This window comes from Micromonospora sp. NPDC003776 (assembly GCF_053605645.1).
The window spans coordinates 1-16,151 of the sequence record NZ_JBSGJR010000022.1 but is presented as its reverse complement, the minus strand read 5'-3'; the positions used below and the strand labels follow the sequence as shown (position 1 = coordinate 16,151).

16 protein-coding genes and 2 pseudogenes are annotated in these 16,151 nt (G+C 67.4%); 6 read left to right on the top strand and 12 right to left on the bottom strand.

The window, feature by feature from the left end:
* Positions 1 to 192: 192 nt before the first annotated feature.
* Positions 193 to 651, bottom strand: coding sequence for a hypothetical protein (locus tag ACWEVO_RS04040; protein ID WP_452306080.1), 459 nt, complete (start codon positions 649 to 651; stop codon positions 193 to 195).
* A 625-nt stretch (positions 652 to 1,276) separates the two neighbouring features.
* On the opposite strand from ACWEVO_RS04040, the gene ACWEVO_RS04035 reads away from it, so the two are divergent.
* A complete protein-coding gene (locus ACWEVO_RS04035; protein ID WP_452306079.1) occupies positions 1,277 to 1,486 on the top strand; it encodes a type II toxin-antitoxin system VapB family antitoxin in 210 nt (69 codons plus the stop codon).
* Positions 1,483 to 1,902 carry a PIN domain-containing protein gene (locus tag ACWEVO_RS04030; RefSeq protein ID WP_452306078.1) on the top strand — a complete coding sequence of 140 codons (420 nt, stop codon included), beginning with the start codon at positions 1,483 to 1,485 and terminating at the stop codon, positions 1,900 to 1,902. The genes ACWEVO_RS04035 and ACWEVO_RS04030 overlap by 4 nt, the downstream gene beginning before the upstream one ends.
* 55 nt (positions 1,903 to 1,957) lie before the next feature.
* Here the strand turns inward: ACWEVO_RS04030 and ACWEVO_RS04025 are convergent, their stop codons facing one another.
* From ACWEVO_RS04025 to ACWEVO_RS04015, 3 genes are all read right to left on the bottom strand, one after another.
* Positions 1,958 to 3,505 carry a plasmid pRiA4b ORF-3 family protein gene (locus tag ACWEVO_RS04025; protein WP_452306077.1) on the bottom strand — a complete coding sequence of 516 codons (1,548 nt, stop codon included), beginning with the start codon at positions 3,503 to 3,505 and terminating at the stop codon, positions 1,958 to 1,960.
* Between the two features lie 40 nt (positions 3,506 to 3,545).
* Entirely contained in the window at positions 3,546 to 3,914 is a 369-nt protein-coding gene (locus ACWEVO_RS04020; RefSeq protein ID WP_452306076.1) for a DUF3024 domain-containing protein, read from the bottom strand.
* A 305-nt stretch (positions 3,915 to 4,219) separates the two neighbouring features.
* Positions 4,220 to 6,091 carry an FAD-dependent oxidoreductase gene (locus ACWEVO_RS04015; protein ID WP_452306075.1) on the bottom strand — a complete coding sequence of 624 codons (1,872 nt, stop codon included), beginning with the start codon at positions 6,089 to 6,091 and terminating at the stop codon, positions 4,220 to 4,222.
* Positions 6,092 to 6,587: 496 nt separating this feature from the next.
* On the opposite strand from ACWEVO_RS04015, the gene ACWEVO_RS04010 reads away from it, so the two are divergent.
* Entirely contained in the window at positions 6,588 to 7,154 is a 567-nt protein-coding gene (locus ACWEVO_RS04010) for an NADPH-dependent FMN reductase (protein WP_452306074.1), read from the top strand.
* Positions 7,155 to 7,365: 211 nt separating this feature from the next.
* Here ACWEVO_RS04010 and ACWEVO_RS04005 read toward each other — a convergent pair whose 3' ends face one another.
* On the bottom strand, positions 7,366 to 8,094 hold the full coding sequence (locus tag ACWEVO_RS04005; RefSeq protein ID WP_452306073.1) for an SDR family oxidoreductase: 729 nt from the start codon (positions 8,092 to 8,094) through the stop codon (positions 7,366 to 7,368).
* A 1-nt stretch (position 8,095) separates the two neighbouring features.
* Positions 8,096 to 8,548: a carboxymuconolactone decarboxylase family protein gene (locus tag ACWEVO_RS04000; protein WP_452306072.1), complete on the bottom strand. Its 453-nt coding sequence runs from the start codon at positions 8,546 to 8,548 to the stop codon at positions 8,096 to 8,098.
* Positions 8,549 to 8,728: 180 nt separating this feature from the next.
* On the opposite strand from ACWEVO_RS04000, the gene ACWEVO_RS03995 reads away from it, so the two are divergent.
* Positions 8,729 to 9,091, top strand: a complete 363-nt coding sequence (locus ACWEVO_RS03995; protein WP_452306071.1) for a MerR family transcriptional regulator — start codon at positions 8,729 to 8,731, stop codon at positions 9,089 to 9,091.
* 43 nt (positions 9,092 to 9,134) lie between these two features.
* Here ACWEVO_RS03995 and ACWEVO_RS03990 read toward each other — a convergent pair.
* The 5 genes and pseudogenes from ACWEVO_RS03990 to ACWEVO_RS03970 all read right to left on the bottom strand — a co-directional run bounded on the left by ACWEVO_RS03990 (position 9,135) and on the right by ACWEVO_RS03970 (position 13,374).
* Positions 9,135 to 9,969, bottom strand: a pseudogene (locus tag ACWEVO_RS03990) (transposase family protein).
* A gap of 115 nt (positions 9,970 to 10,084) precedes the next feature.
* Positions 10,085 to 10,249: a glycoside hydrolase family 3 C-terminal domain-containing protein gene (locus tag ACWEVO_RS03985; protein ID WP_452306095.1), complete on the bottom strand. Its 165-nt coding sequence runs from the start codon at positions 10,247 to 10,249 to the stop codon at positions 10,085 to 10,087.
* Positions 10,250 to 10,282: 33 nt separating this feature from the next.
* A complete protein-coding gene (locus ACWEVO_RS03980) occupies positions 10,283 to 11,197 on the bottom strand; it encodes an NAD-dependent epimerase/dehydratase family protein (protein ID WP_452306070.1) in 915 nt (304 codons plus the stop codon).
* Positions 11,198 to 11,462: 265 nt separating this feature from the next.
* Complete coding sequence (locus ACWEVO_RS03975) at positions 11,463 to 12,368, bottom strand: CPBP family intramembrane glutamic endopeptidase (protein ID WP_452306069.1); 906 nt, start codon at positions 12,366 to 12,368, stop codon at positions 11,463 to 11,465.
* 481 nt (positions 12,369 to 12,849) lie between these two features.
* Complete coding sequence (locus ACWEVO_RS03970; protein WP_452306068.1) at positions 12,850 to 13,374, bottom strand: MarR family winged helix-turn-helix transcriptional regulator; 525 nt, start codon at positions 13,372 to 13,374, stop codon at positions 12,850 to 12,852.
* A 90-nt stretch (positions 13,375 to 13,464) separates the two neighbouring features.
* Between ACWEVO_RS03970 and ACWEVO_RS03965 the strand changes: the two genes are divergently transcribed.
* The gene (locus tag ACWEVO_RS03965; RefSeq protein WP_452306067.1) at positions 13,465 to 14,040 is read left to right on the top strand and encodes an NADPH-dependent F420 reductase; all 576 of its coding nucleotides are present in this window, start codon (positions 13,465 to 13,467) and stop codon (positions 14,038 to 14,040) included.
* 100 nt (positions 14,041 to 14,140) lie between these two features.
* Positions 14,141 to 15,049: a dioxygenase family protein gene (locus ACWEVO_RS03960; protein WP_452306066.1), complete on the top strand. Its 909-nt coding sequence runs from the start codon at positions 14,141 to 14,143 to the stop codon at positions 15,047 to 15,049.
* A 679-nt stretch (positions 15,050 to 15,728) separates the two neighbouring features.
* Here the strand turns inward: ACWEVO_RS03960 and ACWEVO_RS03955 are convergent.
* Positions 15,729 to 16,151 (bottom strand): annotated as a pseudogene (locus tag ACWEVO_RS03955) (glycogen debranching N-terminal domain-containing protein); the annotation flags it as partial.

Sequence of the window (16,151 nt, the reverse complement as noted above, 5' to 3'; positions counted from 1 at the left end):
CTCATTTCGGACGATCAACAAGGCGTAGAGAACCTCGATGATCATCTGAACCGGTCATGCCCGCCCTGCTACCACCACCAAGGGCGCGTCTACACCAACCCCATCAAGCCGGACACCCTCACGACTTTGCCGACGCCCTGGGCCGCTGCCCCAGGTGAGATCGTCAGCACCAGTCGGGGCCCGATTGGGCGATCATGACGTACGCCGGAAATCGGCGACCCAGTTGGTCTCCCACGTCGATCCGCCATCGGTGGAGAAGGCCTGATCCCAGCGGGCCGAGGTGCCGGTTATCTCGGACCAGCGGTAGCGGCAGACGATAGGCGTTCCCTTGTAGCGCTCTTCGCAGAGGAACGTGCCCACGCCGGTATCGTCGAAGCGGCCGACGTTGGGCGGCATGGCCAGGCCGGTGGTGCTACTGGCCCAGTAGAGCGACCATTCGTCGCGCTCTTGGTTGTAGAGACGCAAGGTCACGCCGCCGAAGCCGAGGCTGGGGAACCACACCTCATCGATGTTGCCGGCGCCGTTGAACACGTTCCAGCTCTTGGTCTGGCCCGTGAACTCGTACCAGTCGCTGCTGCCGCTGAGCGGTTCGCGCAGGCGGCGCTGCTTCGAGTCCCAGGTGCCGACGAGGAAGTCGAAATTGTTCTTCATGCCGCGACCGTAGGGGTGGTCCCCTGACAACCTCTGTCAGTGGCGGCAAGACCCCCCGACAACGAGGGGCAGTCCGGGTCCCGAGTGGCGCGCGAACCGGCGAACCCCGCTCATCCCTCTGCTGGGCACCACAGGTGTGCCGATTGACCATCCCCGGGCGTTCGTGAAGCTTCTTGATCATATTCGGCCAGTCGCAGGATGAGCCCGGAATGACCAGAGTCATTCCAACCTGGTTCGGACGCCACGCAGGCGTGAAAATGGTGGTCCGGTCGCCCGCCGACGTCGGCTGCATCTTGGGAGGTTGAGCCCGCATCAGAGTCTGACGCTGGGGCCCCGACCTGATGGGTCACGCACTGTTGCTTCGAGCACGCCGGTCAGAATTTCGGTTCCCGACCGAGGCCCCCGGGCGGCTGGGCTGATGTCCATCAATACGGGGAGGGAGCGGTGTCGGATGAGGACTGTGCCTGAGGAGATCCCCGACCAGGATCATGTTCAGTACGCAGGTCGTTGACGGGTCATAGCTCCGCGACGACCGCCGTGCCGGCACCCAAGGCGCGATGATATCAACTTCAGAAAGTCTTGATATCATCGGTGTCGAATGGCTGTCGGCAGGGAGGTCCGAAGCATGTCGCGAACGATCCTGGACGTTGACGACGATTTGCTCGCAGAAGCGGCGAAGATCCTGGGCACGTCGACGAAGAAGGCGACGGTCAACGCGGCTCTTGAGGCCGTCGTCAAGCGGGAGAAGCGGCGCGAATTCGCCGACTGGCTCAAGACCGGCGGCCTTCCCGACCTGACCGGTGGAACGGGCGCGGCCAAGCCGGACGCGGCGTGAGCCGGGAGCTTTACCTCGTCGACAAGTCGGCGCTCGCCCGCTGGCCCAAGCCCGCCGTAGCGCCCGTGCTCGACGAGTTGTCCGACCGGGGGCTGCTGGCGGTGTGCGGTGCGGCGGAGATCGAGGTGATCCACAGCGCCCGCACGGCCAAGGACGCGCAACGCGCGCGGTGGCTGCTCGGCGGCTTCGAGTGGCTGGCCATGCCCGACGAGATCTGGGACCGGGCGATCGACGTCCAGGTCCAGGCGCTGCACAAGGGCAGCCACCGGGCGCTTTCGATGGCAGACCTGCTGATCGCCGCCACCGCCGAACGACACGACGCCACCGTGCTGCACTACGACGGCGACTTCGACATGATTACGGCGATCACCGGCCAGCCAACCGCCTGGGTGGTTTCTCCCGGCGCTGCTGACTGACCGGCACCGTCAGTCCGGCAGCACCGGAGCGAGGCGCCCGACCGTCGGACTGCCGCTACCGCCTCTGTTGCAGGGCTGCGGTGACCGCCTTCGCGTCGAAGCGGGCTGGGTCGAAGCAGGCGGGATCGTCCAGGTTTAGCCAGGCCAGCCGCGCCCGGTGTTCCGGGTGAGTGGGATCGGCCAGGATCTCCACCAGCTCCGCGTACCCCCACACGCCGCCGCAGTCCTCCGGTGGCGCGGCCCGCCGCCCACTGACACACCGGGGGTATGTCACCGAGGCGTCCCGGTCCAGGACCTTCTCCACCAGGACGTCGTGCTCCCAGTTGTCGCCGAAGTCGTACGTGTACCGCAGCTTGTCCCCGACGGCCGGAGCGACCTGCTCCAGGGTGACCCGCGAGTCGGCGCGGTGACCGAGCTCCGGGTCGGGACGGCCGAAACTGCCGTACGGGGTTTCGAAGACGTGCAGGTGGCTGTCGTTCCAGCCGAAGGCGATCTGGATCAGCGTGTGCAGCCGGGCGAGGCTGATGTCGGCGGGCACCTCGAGCCGCCGCCAGATCGGCGGCCGCGCGCCTCGCAGACCCACCTTGATCTGCTGGATGGCCGCCGCGCCGTCCGCCTTCTTCCGCTTCGGCGGCAGGCTCGCCGAGCGTCGCGGGGTAGGCAGCGCACCGCCCCGTCGGGGCGGGCTGAGCACGTCGAGCAGCGCAGAGATCGAGGCGACATGCAGTTCGACGTCGTGCAACCGGCCCCGTCGGCGTTGCCGGGGCATCGGCAGCGCCCGGATCCAGGCACGCAGCAGCAGGGCCAGTGCGGCATCGCCGGGGCCGTCGACCTCGACGAGGGCACCCAGCGCATCGGGGTCGACCCGGTCATGGCCGGCGCGGGCGTCCAGCGCGTCCTCCACCGCCCGGCGGAAGTCCGCCGGCCGCAGCTTCTCCTCGGTGACGTCGACGCCGCCGGCACGCAGGTCGGACAGCAAAGCCTCGCGCGCCTCCGGCCACCGCTCCGCCTCAATCAACAGGAGGTGACCGGCGGCGCCACAGTCACAGTCGTCCATCGCCATGGCGACGACATGCGACCGCCCGGCCCGCTGAAACCGGGCGGCCAGCAGGAACGTGAATCCCGCCGGATCGGCGAAGCGACGAAAGTCCTCCACCGTGACTGGAGTATCCAGCTCGGCGAGCCAGGACGGCGCGGTCACGCCGGCATCGGCGAGCCTGCGAGCCGCCTCCGTCGCAGCACGGCTGGCCGCGCCGTCGGAGATCGCACCGATTCCCGCCAGCATCGCCCGCGCCGCCGAGGTGGCCTTCGCCTCGAACGTCGGGACGAACAGCTCCCGCACCATGCGGTCGACGTCGTCGCTGATGGTCGCCCCGATCGCCAGCAGCATCGAGGCGCCGAGCTCCACCTCCAGCGGTTCCTGCATGGCGTCGAGGTCGACCGATTGCGCGAGCAGGTCGCCGATGTCGCCCGGTGTGCCCGGCACTCCGGCGCAGTGCGGGCAGTCGCACTCCTCAGGCGCGCCGAGCACAACGAGTGGCGCTCCGCTGCGGACCGATCGCTTCTTGCCGTTACGACGCCGGTTACGGCTCACTGGGCTCACGGCGCCACAGTTTGCCGCATCCCACCAGTGCAAGCCAGGCTCAGCCCCAGAAAATGGCGGTCGAGTCGCGGTCCAACTCGTCGAGCAGCTTCCCGACATCGGGAGTCGGCGGGGTCAGGTCGTACCGGTGGAACCGGAGGTTACGGTCCCGGTAGTACAGCGTCCAGGTGCTCGTCCGCTGCGTGGACCGCAGGCGCGCGACCGACGCCCGGATCGACCAGCACACCCCCTCGTTGCCGCCCACCACCGCCGCTCCCAGCCCGTCCGGCAGCCCCACCCCGGCCCCATCGACACCTGGGCCGAGCCCGTCGGCCGGCACGCCGGGGCCGAGCAGCCCTGCGCCCAGCGGCTCGCCGTCCACCGACCCGGCGTCGCCATCGGCTAGCCCCATCGGCACGACGCCGGTCACCTCCTGACGGTCGCTGCAGGGGCGTTTGCGAGGCAGTCCGGCTGTGACGTTCAGGTTCGACTCGCCTCGAAGGTCAACTCAATCGGCATGCTGCAACCCCGCAGGAACCGAAGGTGATCGATCCCAGCAGCGACAGGACCGATCCTGGCATTGCAAGTGGCTCTCACGATGAAGAGCGCGGCGAGCAGGATGCCGAAAACCGGCTACCGGGTCCTCAAACCGTTCACAAATCAAGAGCAGCAGCACTTCAACGAGGCGGTCACCTGCGGCGGAGGCAGTTGCGGTCGGCTCGAAAACGAGATGACTCAAGCAACGTCCTGCCGCCGGCTTGCCTCCTGTCCCGCTAGGTAGCCAAATACCAGTCCCAGCGAGATGGTTCCTCCGGCGCCCCCGTAGAACCCCTTCGTTGGTGCGCCTCCTGCGTTGCCGGCGGCGTACAGGCCTGGGATGACCTTGCCATCGGTGTTCAGCGCGTGCCCGTGTGCGTCCGTCTTCGGGCCACCCACGGTCCCGAGCGCGCTGGCCTCAACCTTGAGCGCGTAGTACGGCGGGGTATTGACGGGCCCCAGGACGCTTGACCTCGGGCTCTTCAGGACCGGCCGTACGATCTTCGTCATGGGCCCGACCACGAGGGAGCGCAGGCGTTCGGGGTCGTTCTTCTTCGCCGCACGTGCCGCCAGAGTGCTCACGATCGGTCCGATCGCCTTCGCGATGATCATTCGCGCCTTCGCGGTGGCGGCTGGGAACAGCGCGTCGGGGGACCTCTTGCTCAACCGGGGGTAGTAGGCGCCGAAGTACCGATCGAACAGTGTGCCACCGCGGTCGAAGTACGGGTCGCGACCTCGTCCGGCCTCGGGATTGAACCGGTCAACGGTCCGGAGCAGCCCCACATCGTCGACTCCGATCTGGGCGGCCAACTCCGCCAGAGTGTCAGCCCGGTGAATGTAGTCGGGCACCGGACCGCCGGGGATGATGCCGAAGATTCCAAACTTCGTCCAGTAGTTGTGGTCGAAGATCAGCCACGCGGTGGCGTTCGGCATGGTGCCCGTCTCCGGGTCCACCTCGCGCATGATCTGTCCGAGCTGGTCGTATGGGAGAGCCTCGTTCGCGAAGCGCTCACCCCGATGGTTCACCATGATGCTGTGCGGCAGCGCACGCTCACCCAGGAACACACGACTGAGCGGGCGGCCCTCCAGCGTCTCGCCGGGCACCTGCACCGCGGGCATCCACCAGGCGTCCTGCATACCGGTCAGATCGGCGCCCACGTCCCGGGCCAGCTGCACCGCGATGCCCTCATGCCCCTGCGGCGAAACCTGCACTGCGAAGGGTGCGTGGAGGTGACTCTTGGTCAGGTCGGTCGACCCCTCGAACCCGCCGCTGGCCAGCACGACGCCCCTGGTGGCCCGTACCGTGTGCTCGACGCCGTCATCGTCTTGTACGACGACGCCCCGCACCTCCGACCCACCCGTGATGAGCCCGACCGCGGGCGTCTGGACGCGTACGTCGACGCCGTTACCCAGGACCGCCTCGAGCAGGGCGCCGACCAACGCTGGTCCGGCAAGCCACACGGCATCACTACTGATCCCACCCAGCAGCCAGAACGGGAGTGGATTCCGGGCCATGCCAGTGGTCAGGGCCGGTCGCACGAACGCGGCGGCCTCCCCCAATCCCTCCGGGGAGAACGGGCCGGGGAACAGGGCCCGTCCGACCGACGCGCCATCGATGTCGGAGCGGTAGTCCGGCCAGAGCGTCGGAATCCAACCGAACGAGGTGTGCTCTTCTATGAATCGGGCGACCTGCGGCCCCGTCTCCAGGAACTTCTCCACCAGCTCATGGTCAAGAGTTCTGTCCCGACCCTCGCCATAGATGTAACGCCGCGCCTTGTCCAGGTCGTCGTTCACCTTCAGATCCTTGGTCGAAAATCCATGATTCGGGATCCAGGCCGCGCCTGCAGAGATCCCGGTAGCGCCGCCGACGATCGGCTGGGACTCCACAACGAGGACCCGCGCCCCTTGCTTCGCGGCACTGAGCGCCGCCATCAGCCCTGCCCCGCCAGAGCCGACGATCGCTACATCCACCTGCTCGGGGATGCCGCGCTGTGACACGGTCCCAATGGAGCCACGGTGCTGAGTCGAACTGTTGACCACGATGCCCCCCGCACGATCAACTTCGGTCATGACCCCCCCGAGTCAACCTAGGTCTTCCAGAGGATCAAAACCTGAATTTCGGATCCGAGAGAACTGCTCGTGGCAGCCGTCCGCGGCCTGTTGAGATGGCCTTCTGCAGACTGCGCGCACTTTGGTGCTCATCGCCTGTTTGTGCGGAGCCAGCGAGACCTACCACAACGGCGCCTCCCAGAGCCGGGATCTGCGCTGTTGATCTGCAAGCCCTTCCCTCATCGACTCCCAACTAGTGGCAAAGTCCGGGCGGCGCAAGTCGCGTATGCGGCGATCGGCTCGCCCCGCGAACGGCAGTCCCTCGTCGCCGTCCTTGTGCCGGTCTGGGTGGTGCCGGCGTGGTCACGCAACCTGCAGTCTCAGGTGTCCTGGCGGATGCCTCCCGCAGGCGTGGCTCGCGAATTGCGTCGAACCTGGGGCGTGCGCATGCATGCTGGTCCAAGCTTGAACTCGAGCACTCCGGGCCGGATTGAGCTGTCTCTGATGGAGGAACCAGATGAGCACGTACCAGGTCGGCTATTTCGTCGGAAGCCTCTCGTCCAAATCCGTCAACCGGGAACTCGCGAAAGCCCTGCTCCGCCTGGCGCCTGCGGACCTCGAGTTCACTGAGATTCCGATCGGGAACCTGCCGTTGTACAGCCCGGACTACGATGCTAGCTACCCGCCAGAAGCTGCCGCACTCAAGGACGCGATCCGCCAGGTGAACGCGGTACTGTTTGTCACCCCCGAATACAACCGGTCCATTCCAGGCGCGTTGAAGAACGCCATCGACTGGGCCTCTCGACCGTGGGGTCAGAATTCGTTCGACCACATTGCCGCAGGAGTGATCGGCGCATCCATTGGGCAGATCGGCACAGCCTTGGCCCAACAGAGCCTGCGCGCCGTACTCAGCTTTTGCAACGCCCGGCAGATGACCGCACCCGAGGCGTACATCCAATATACGCCGGAGATCTTCCCAGGCGACGGTGAGGTCACCAACGAGTCCACCAAGGCTTTCCTAACTAACTACATGGCAGAGTTCCGCGATCACATCGTCCGGGTCCTGACCGTACTGCCTCGTTAAGAGGTGCTTCAGCAGGCTGAATGCCTGCGGCCACACAATGAGCCATTCCGGGTAAAGATGTGTGACGTTGTGTAGTGCCTGGTTCAGGTGGTCCGCCGGTGGTCGATGTGGTCGGGTGGCCCCGGGGTTGACGCCTTGGGTTGGCCCCGGTGCTGGTGGTGGTTCGTGGCGCGTCTTGGTGGTGGCGCGCCACGAACCCTGGGACCGGTTTCTAGCTGAGTAGTGCGGTGAGTGCGGCGTTCGGCTCGTCGGTGAGTGCGGCTTTGACGGCTCGGCTCCAGTCGTCGACGAGGATCTCGATCTGGTTCTCCTCGATGCCGTCGAGGCTGGCTCGTGCGACCTCAGTAGGGTCGATCTTGGGTCCGTCGTAGCCGGCGCTGATGTCGGTGTCGGCCGCGCCCAGGTGTACTCCCTGGACGAGGACACCTGCGGGCGCGAGTTCGAGTCGGAGGCTGTTGGTCAGGCTCCACTGAGCGGCCTTGGCGGCTGAGTAGGCGCCTGAGCCAGGGTAGGAGAACCACGACAGCGCGGACAAGATGTTGACCATCGCCCCGTGGTGCTGCCTGAGTGCGGGCGCGAATGCTTGGGCCATGGAGAGCGTTCCGAGCAGGTGGGTCTCGATCTCGCGCTTGACGGCGCTGAAGGCGTCGGGGGCCTTGAGATCGAGGAGGGCCTGGGTGGTGGAGATGCCCGCGTTGTTGATCAGCACCGAGACGTCACCAGCGTGCCCGGCCGCGGCCGTAACAGCGGCGGTGTCGGTGATGTCCAGGACCAGGATCTCCACCCGCGAGTCCTCCTGCAGCTCCTGGTCGGCGGTGTCCGGGTTGCGGATGCCGGCGTAGACCTTGCGCACGTCACGGTTCAGGAGTTCGGTGACGAACCGGCGGCCGATGCCCCTGTTCGCGCCGGTGACCAGAGCGGTCTGTCCTGCGAGACGCATGTCAGGCCTCCTGGCTGGCCGCCGCTGCCTCACGGGCGGCGAAGACCTCGGCGGCGGCGAAGAACCCGTTCAGCGCGGCGGGGAAGCCGGCGTAGATGGCCATCTGGGTGATGGTCTCGATGATCTCCTCCTTGGTCCACCCGGCGTTCATGGCGCTGTCGACGTGGGTCTTGAGCTGGAGGTTCGCGGTGCCCATGGCGGTCAACGCCGCTACGGTGATGAGCTCGCGGGTCTTCACGTCCAGGCCGGGGCGGGAGTGAATGTCACCGAGGGTGAACTCGATGAGCAGGTCCGCGAACCCCGGAGCGATTGCTTCCAGGGCATCGAAGGACTTCGCGCCCGCCGCACCGTGGATCGTCTCGTAGTAGGCGATGCCCTTCTTGTACCGCTCGCTCTTTCCGCTCAGGTCGATCCTGTCCTGAGTGCTGTCGGTGCCGTTGATGTCGCTGCTCATGATGTATGTGCCTCCTCAGGCTGATCTGCTCTCTTCCGACTCCGGCATGTGCCTTCGGTCGGTATCAGAAGACCGGGCCCGGGTTCGGTTCCTCGTTCTTCTGAAGCCGTCGTCTACGCTAGAACCTGACATTGGCGTCAGAGACAAGTTGCACCGTGCGAATGTGATGGGAGAGACACAATGCGTATCGGGAAGCTCGCAGACCAGGCGGGTGTGAGCGTGCGGTCGCTGCGCTATTACGAGCAGCAGGGATTGTTGGACTCGACCCGTACGCCGGGTGGGCAGCGCATCTATGAGCAGGGCGCTGTGGAGCGGGTACAGCTGATCCAGCAGTTGTACGCCGCGGGGTTGCCCAGCCACGCCATCGTCGATCTTCTGCCTTGCGTGTCTACTGGGATGGTCACCGGCAGCATGTACGACAAGATCCGTCACGAGCGTGACGCCATCGATCAGCGCATCAGGGAGCTGGCTGCGGCCAGGGACAAGCTCGACGGCGTGATCGAGCACGTCCTCCGCGTTGGGATCCACCACGACGGCCAGTGAGCCGTTCCCCGTAACGATGGGTGACTTTACGTAGTGCCTGAGTTCAGGTGGTTCGTTGGTGGTCGGTGTGGAGAATGACCAGGGCTGCCGCGACGATGTCGCCGATCTTCCATGGGCACAGGCTGATGTCGCGTAGCGCCTTGAAGGTGGTCTTGAGCAGGCTGTTGCCGCGTTCACCGACCGCGCGCAGCCGGCTGTGGGCGCGGTTGAACTGCTGTTCGATTCCACTGAGCTGCTTGCTTCTGGGTTTCTTGAACGCGACGACGATGGTGTCGGCTTCGCCTTCGTAGCCGAGGTCGGCCAGGGTGCGTAGGTCCTGGCGGATGCTGGTCAGGGTGTCGAGCAGGTCGGGGTGGGTTTCGTAGGCAGGTGGTGTCGTGTTCCCGGCCGGGCCGGACCGGGGAGGTCCACAGCGGCCAGCCGTCCGGGGCGGTGATCACCTAGGTGTTTCCGCCGTGGTTGGCGTGCTTCTTCAACCACCACAGGTCCACGCCTTCCGCGGGGCCGGGAATGGATACCCGGTCGGTCTCGATCAGCGTGCCGTCGAGCAGGACGTAGTCATAGCCGGCGACCTTCGCGGCCAGCAGGGCGCCGTGCAGGCTCGGGGCCTGGGCGGCGAGCACGGCGATGCCCTCGTGCAGGTAGTCGTAGCCGGTCGTGCGGCTGATCGCGTTGTCCCGGGTCCGCTGGGTCATCCGGGTGCCGTCGAGCAGCCAGCGCAGCACGAGTATCGCCTGCTGGCGGCAGCTCAGCACGCGGGTTCCCCCGCGGGTCCCGCGTCGCTGTCGTTCGGCGTGCAGCAAGCCGGACAGGAACGACACGGTCTCCTCGCGGGGCCGGCGTGGAACTCCGGTGGCAGTGGTCTGTGAGAGGAACACTTCGTAGCGGAGTTCCGCGCCCTTATCCCTCAGCCACGTCCATCCAGGCGATTCCCGTCCACGACCACTCATTCCGGACGACACGCTACGCACTCAAGCCGTTGCGCGGAATGGCTCAATGAACATCGCCTGCCGGGTACCACGCCTCAAGCACCGCCGGCACCTTGTCCAGCCACGGCATCAGCACCGGGCCGCCATCCTTGAGCACAACGACGGTGTTCGGATTGGCGGCCACGACGGCCGAGATGAGAGCGTGCGGTGCGGTGGCGGCCGCGTTGATCAGCCGTCCTGGCGGGAACCACCGCGGCGGCCGTCAACCGCGCAGCGACGCGGCGGTGGCGTGGAGCACCTCATCGAGCGGGGTCGGTTGGAGGCCGAACGTCCGGGTGGTGAGTGTTGAGTCGAGGACGAACGGTCGGCAGAACTGGTAACGCGTCGTCCGCAGCTCACGGACCAGCGGGGAGAACAGCCCGACCGCCCAGAGGACCGGGTACGGAATGGAGATCAGCTTCGGCGGGGGCGCACCGGCGACCCGGGTGAACCGCACCGCCAACTCGCGGATGGTCACCGGCGGGTTCGTCGGAACAGCCCAGGGCCGACCCCAGGCCCGCTCGTCGCTCGCAACGGCGACCAAAATCTTCGCCACGTCGCTGATCGACGTCCAACTGTGCGGAACGTTCAGCGGAGCGGGCACGTACGCTCGCCTGCCGGCCAGCAGCGGCTTGGCCACTGAAATGCTGAACAGGGAGTTGGCCTCGATGTAGTCACTGGCCCGCACCTCGGTGGCGCGGATCCGGCCGGCCTCGTGCCGCCGCAGCGCGCCCCGCCACATGTCGGCCCGCAGCCGCAGCTTCGGATGGGTCGCCGACAACGGCGTCGACTCATCCATTGGTCCGGTAACCGGGCCGTACCCGTAGAGGTTGTTCGCTGTGACGAGCACGGCGCCGCTGCGTTCGGCGGCGGCCAGCAGTGCGGACATCAGTGGGGGCCAATCGGTCAACCAGCGGTGGTACGGCGGGTTGGCGCAGTTGTAGACGGCCGCAGCGTTGTCGGCCAAGGCGCTGAGGCCCTCCACGTCGGTGGCGTCCATGGCGACTCGCTCAATAGCCGGGTGCTGGGGGCCGCTCCCCCGCCGGCTCACAATGCGCACCGCCTCACCCCGCTCGGCAAGCAGCCGGGCGGTAGCCGTTCCTACCGGACCAGCACCGACGATCATGTGCAGGGACATCCACTCCGCTCCTCGAGCGAGCGCCCCGGACGACCGACCCGGGCCGCGGGTTCTCTCCTTGAGACCATAGCGGCGGCAGACCCGTGGCGTACCCAGGTCCTCTGAGCCCCCGCGGCGGCCGATGCCGGTACAACTCGGACCGAGCCGCTGCGACTCACGGGGCATCGATGAGTTCTGCTGAGCCATCGCCGGGTCCTCGCGCCCGGTCAGACGTCCGCGATCGTCCGCTCGCCCGCGCGGGGTTTGCCGCTGCGCTGTCGCAGGATCAGGTACCTGCCGGCGCTGCCTGCTCCGTGACGCGCGATCGGTTTGTGGGCATGGGGTCGTTCCCGGTGTCGGGGTCGTGAGCCGGGGTGAGGATTGCGGTCACCGCTGCGGCACGGTCGAGCAGGGCCTCGCGGTTCACCACGACCACCACCACTGCCGTCGCGGCGAACAGCCACATGTCCCACGGTTGGGCATCGGGCCATACCGGGTTGTTCATCTGCGCGTGGAACAGGAAGGGCACCAGCAGGCTTCCCCGCGCGGCGTTGAACATCGGCGTGAGGATGACACTGATCGCCACGACGCCGAAGAAGAACGGCCAGAACGCCCATGCGGACTGTTTCGTCCCACTCAACAGGAACGACGGCGTATGCCAGAACGCCACCACAAGGCCGAGCAGCAGCCCAGCCCACAGCGGCGAGAACCGCCGCTGCAGCAGCGGCAGCGCGACGCCTCGCCAGCCGAGTTCCTCAATGGGGCCGATGAACAGCATCGCCAGCAGGGCCGGCAGCGCGGCCGACCATGAGGGGAAAGGATCGGCCTGTTTGCCGGTGATCACCGCTCCGCCATAGAACACCGCCGGCATGCCAATCAGCAGCACCAGCCACCACGACAGCGACATGCGCGACAACGTGAAGCGGCGGAAGAAGCCGCCCAGGCCAGACAGCCCGTAGTGGCGCCACACCATGAGCACGCCCACGATGCCGGGTGCGTAGACCATGAAGATGAACACCAGGTTGGTGTAGCCCATCCGCCCGAAGATCGCCTCGACCTTAGCCTGGAACAGCACGTACAACATGCCCATACCCCAGGACAGAGCGAACGTGGCGAGGAAGAACGTGCGGAGCGAACGGACGGTCAGGCCCGCCGTCCCCGGCTCTGCTGTGGTGCGCCTGCGCATTTTCATGCCACTCCGGCCCGCAGTCATCGCTCTTCGCCCGAGGCCAGGCACAACGCTCGCTGGCCGGCCGACCCTGCGACCGGGTGGACCGCAGCCCTACCCGACGAAGGCATGGTCGAGCTGCTCCCGGCCGTCGCGGCGGAGAAGAGCAGCAACGGGCGATGGCTCTCCATCGCCCAAACCAGTGCGGCGCTCATGGCTGCCTTTCTCGAGCAATCGGGTGCGGTCGGCCGGGGCCGTCTGCATCCAGCGTCCCGGCGGGCGCGGCGCGCCGGCATCGGGACCTGCCCTTGGTCGGCCCTGATTTGTCCCTGACTCCTCCTGGAGGTAGCGATGCGGAGACCGCCGGGAGCATTGGTTGCCGGGCGATGCCGCCGCCTACGGCGATGATGTTGCGTGCTGCGCGCTTTTGATGGCTGCCCGAAGTACCTTCCACGTCTCTTCGCGCTGAGTTCGGCGGCGACGGTCAGCGTCCCGCCGTCTGATGTCATGCGGGGCGAGCCGGCTCGGCAGCGTCGGGCGGCGGGGTGGGGCGCTGATAAGGGGCGGTCATCACCCCATCGGGGTCCAGCCGCTCGAGGATCGCGTCAGTGATCCCGGCCAGCTGCGCGACCTGCTCGGGCGAGAGCACCTCGAACACGTGGTGCCGGACGTTGTCGACATGCCGGGGCGCGCAGGTCACCACCTTCTGCCAGCCCGCCTCGGTCAGTCGAGCGTTGGTGGCCCGCCCGTCCTGCGGGCAGGGGAACCGCTCCAGCAGGCCACGGTCCTCTAACCGCCGGACCACGTGAGACAGCCGCGGCAAGGTGGCGTTCGTCCGCGCGGCGAGGGCGGTCATCCGCAGGGTGCGCTCGGATGCCTCCGACAGCATCGCGAGCACCATGTACTCGAAATGGGTCAGTCCAGCGTCCCGGCGCAGCTGAGAGTCCAGGGCACCGGGAAGCAGCTCGACCACGGCGGCCAGCCGCACCCACGTCGCCAACTGTTCGTTGGTCAACCACTGCCTGCTCATCCTCACACCCTACCCGAATAGTTGACGGAACAAGTAAACCTGCTACCGTTCTACTTGAATGTTCAACCATTTACTCGGAAAGGAACTCCCGTGGCACACCTCTCGATCATCGGCACCGGCAACATGGGCCAGGCCATCTCCAGCGTCGTCACCAAGGGCGGCAACACCGTCGAACTGCTCGGCAGAACCGACACCGACAAACCGGTCACCGGGGACATCGTCGTCCTCGCGGTCCCCTACCCGGCCGTCGACGAAGTGCTCGCCCAGCGCGGCGACCAGCTCAAGGGCAAGGTCGTGGTCGACATCACCAACCCGCTGAACTTCGAGACCTTCGACTCCCTCACCGTCCCCGCCGACAGCTCCGCCGCCGCCGAGATCGCCGCAAAGCTGCCGGGATCTCGCGTGCTCAAGGCGTTCAACACCACCTTCGCCGGCACCCTCGCCACCGGCACCGTCGGCGCGTTGACCACAACCGTCCTGGTCGCCGGCGACGACGCCGACGCAAAGGCCACCCTGATCGGCGTGATCAGCGCGGCCGGCCTGAACGCCATCGACGCCGGCGCGCTCAAGCGGGCCCGGGAGATGGAGGCCCTCGGCTTCCTGCAGATCAGCCTGGCCGCGAACGAGACGGTCTCCTGGACCGGCGGCTTCGGCGTCGCGGCCTGACCCGCCCGGACGCCAACTGGCCGCGTCCGCACGCGATCCGGCGCGCCCCCGGCGCGTCACCCGCGCGCCGTCCTGCACCACACGTCTGTGAGGAGAACCGATGACCCACCACCCCACCGCCGGCACCACCACCGCCGCCGCCGACGCGCTCATTCCCGCCCAGCACCCGTTCACCAGGCACCTGCGGCGGGCCGCGACCCTCGAGAACACTCAACGGCACCAGCCGTGGACGCCGGCCGACGGGCCGCTGCCGGCGCTCTACCTCAGCCACGGCGCACCGATGCTGTTCGAGATGACCGACTGGATGACTCAGCTACACACCTGGGCCCGGGCCCTGCCCAAACCGCGGGCGATCCTGATCGTGTCGGCGCACTGGGAGTCCGCGCCGCTGAGCATCGCCAGCACCCAGCCAGTTGACCTGGTCTATGACTTCGGTGGCTTCCACCCGATGTACTACCAGATGCGCTACGACACGCCCCCCGCCGCGGACCTCGCCCAGCAGGTCGTCGCGCTGATGCCGGACACCGAGCAGGTCCACGAGCACCGCAACCGCGGCCTGGACCACGGCGCCTGGGTGCCGCTGAAGATCATGTACCCCAAGGCGGACATCCCGGTGTTGCAGCTGAGCATGCCCACCCACGACCCGGACCGGCTGATGGCACTGGGCCGGCGGCTCAAGACGCTGCGGGAGTCCGGAGTGCTGGTGATCGGGTCGGGCTACATGACCCACGGGCTGCCGTTCATCGACTGGCAAAACCTCGACAAGGTGCCCGGCTGGTCGTCTGACTTCGACCACTGGGCCGCGCAGGCGCTGGCCCGCGGCGACGTTGACGAGCTCGCCAGGTTCCGCTCCAACGCACCGGGCATGCCCTACGCCCATCCCACCGTCGAGCACTTCACCCCGCTGTTCGTCACGCTCGGCGCCGCCACCGACCCCACCACAGCACCGACCACCATCATCGACGGCTACGCTCTCGGCCTGGCCAAGCGGTCCCTGCAGGCCGCCTGACCCCGGCCACCTCCACGGCGCGCGGCAGTGGGCCGTGGTCCACCTGTCCGCGTCGGAGCCCTCAAGTCCTGGCTGTGGCCTCACTGCGTGCGATGGACATGCCTGCGATGCTGCCGCAATCGGGCGGCCCGGTCGTCGGCCGGCTGAAGACAGTTGCTCGCGCGCGGCAACTGCGGCGGCATTCGCCTCCGGGGAGTATCCCCTCGCGGTGACCACCAGCCGGCGTCAACGAACCACTCGCTACATCAGAGCGGGGGAACTCACCCAGCCATAATCCGCGGATAGACGACCGCACATCCTCGCGGCACTGGCGGCCGATGCGGGACATGGCTGCCCTCGGCGGCCGGGCCACCCACGCCGAACGGATGTGGCGGCGACCGGGCCAGCCAGGGCTTGACCGTCTCGTCGGGCCCGCAGGACTCGACCCTGGTGGTGCATCACTTGCCGAAACGGCGCTGTCCATCCTCGCGGAGGCCGCTGCGGCCGGGAACGGCCACAGCGGCCTCCGCTGCGCGAGGGCCGGCTACCGATCGGAGCCGTGGAGACCACGATGGCCATGGTTGACGCGGGGCTCCGCGCGAGCGGCACGATCCATGAGTCGGGAAGGTGCACACCGAACGCCCTCGGAGAGGTCGCCGATCGCCTCGTACTGCACAGACCGCAGGCGGCGCCGCCAGGGTCAGCGGCCGACCGCCTCGGCCTCCTGTGGTGTGCCGATGGCGTCGACATGGCCCCATCGCCCGGGGATGTCGAGCAGTTCGATCCGGCCGAACCGTTCCGGCAGTGCCGGCTCGACCACCAGATCCTCCTCGTACGGCTGCAGGCCGAGCAGCGTGCGCACCAGCAGCAGGGGCGCCCCGGTGGCCGCGGCCTGTGGACTGTTCGCCCCCGGATACTGGACGGGGTGGCCGGTCAGCGTCCGGTCGTAGCCGCCGAAGGCCTCCGGGAGGCGCCCTTGGAAATACCGGGACGCGTCGATGATGCCTTCGGCGATGTGGCCGGCTTGCTGGTCGAAGCCGTAGCGGCGTAGTCCCCAGGCGATGAAGGAGTTGTCGAACGGCCAGACGGTGCCGACGTGGTAGCCGAGAGGGTTGTAGCGTCC

Bases quoted from the DNA above. Each gene is read 5' to 3' on its own strand.
- ACWEVO_RS04005 (WP_452306073.1), bottom strand. From the start codon at position 8,094: ATGCGTCTCGCAGGACAGACCGCTCTGGTCACCGGCGCGAACAGGGGC.
- ACWEVO_RS03970 (WP_452306068.1), bottom strand. From the start codon at position 13,374: ATGAGCAGGCAGTGGTTGACCAACGAACAGTTGGCGACGTGGGTGCGG.
- ACWEVO_RS04015 (WP_452306075.1), bottom strand. From the start codon at position 6,091: ATGACCGAAGTTGATCGTGCGGGGGGCATCGTGGTCAACAGTTCGACT.
- ACWEVO_RS03960 (WP_452306066.1), top strand. From the start codon at position 14,141: ATGACCCACCACCCCACCGCCGGCACCACCACCGCCGCCGCCGACGCG.
- ACWEVO_RS04000 (WP_452306072.1), bottom strand. From the start codon at position 8,548: ATGAGCAGCGACATCAACGGCACCGACAGCACTCAGGACAGGATCGAC.
- ACWEVO_RS04035 (WP_452306079.1), top strand. From the start codon at position 1,277: ATGTCGCGAACGATCCTGGACGTTGACGACGATTTGCTCGCAGAAGCG.
- ACWEVO_RS03980 (WP_452306070.1), bottom strand. From the start codon at position 11,197: ATGTCCCTGCACATGATCGTCGGTGCTGGTCCGGTAGGAACGGCTACC.
- ACWEVO_RS04010 (WP_452306074.1), top strand. From the start codon at position 6,588: ATGAGCACGTACCAGGTCGGCTATTTCGTCGGAAGCCTCTCGTCCAAA.
- ACWEVO_RS03995 (WP_452306071.1), top strand. From the start codon at position 8,729: ATGCGTATCGGGAAGCTCGCAGACCAGGCGGGTGTGAGCGTGCGGTCG.
- ACWEVO_RS04040 (WP_452306080.1), bottom strand. From the start codon at position 651: ATGAAGAACAATTTCGACTTCCTCGTCGGCACCTGGGACTCGAAGCAG.
- ACWEVO_RS03975 (WP_452306069.1), bottom strand. From the start codon at position 12,368: ATGAAAATGCGCAGGCGCACCACAGCAGAGCCGGGGACGGCGGGCCTG.